Annotated in this window: 1 pseudogene; it reads right to left on the minus strand. The window is 72.4% G+C overall.

Features of this window, described 5'->3' with window-relative positions:
- Positions 1-556, minus strand: a pseudogene (locus ABFY07_RS42785) (ketoacyl-synthetase C-terminal extension domain-containing protein); the annotation flags it as partial.
- Positions 557-645 lie beyond the last annotated feature (89 nt).

A 645-nucleotide genomic window follows, 5' to 3' on the forward strand; every position in this document is an offset into this window, starting at 1 on the left:
ACGGCACCTCCAACACACCGTCGAACGCCCCACACACCTCCCCGAACACCTCACCGAACCCCGGCAACCCCACCAACCCCGCACCCATCCCCAACCGCTGCGCCCCCTGACCCGAAAACACCAGCGCCAGGGGGCGGTCGCCGGCGGTGATGTCGCGCACCACGTTTCCGGCCGGCTCGTCCGCGGCCAGGGAAGCCAGGCCGGCGTCCAGTTCGGCACGGTTCCGTCCGAGCACCACCGCGCGGTGCTCGAGGCCCGCCCGGGTCGACACCAGCGACCAGGCGATATCCGCGTCGGAGGCCTCCGCCCCAGCCGCGAACTCCCGCAACCGCGCCGCCTGCCCCCGCAACCCCGCGGCCGACCGGGCGGACAGCACCCACGGCACCAGGCCATCCGCCACGTCCTGGCCCGACTCGTCCGAAGACTCGTTTGAAGGCTTATCCGCGGCCTTGGAGCGCTGTTCCGCCGGGGCCTCCTCCAGCACCACATGGGCGTTCGTCCCGCTGATGCCGAACGAGGACACCCCCGCCCGCCGCGGACGACCCGTCCCCGGCCACGGACGCGCCTCCGTCACCAACTCCACCGCACCCGACGACCAGTCCACATGCGGCGTCGGCTCATCCACATGCAACGTCCTGGGCACCA

The organism is Streptomyces sparsogenes subsp. cuspidosporus (genome assembly GCF_039532705.1).
Classification (GTDB): Bacteria; Actinomycetota; Actinomycetes; order Streptomycetales; family Streptomycetaceae; genus Streptomyces; species Streptomyces sparsogenes.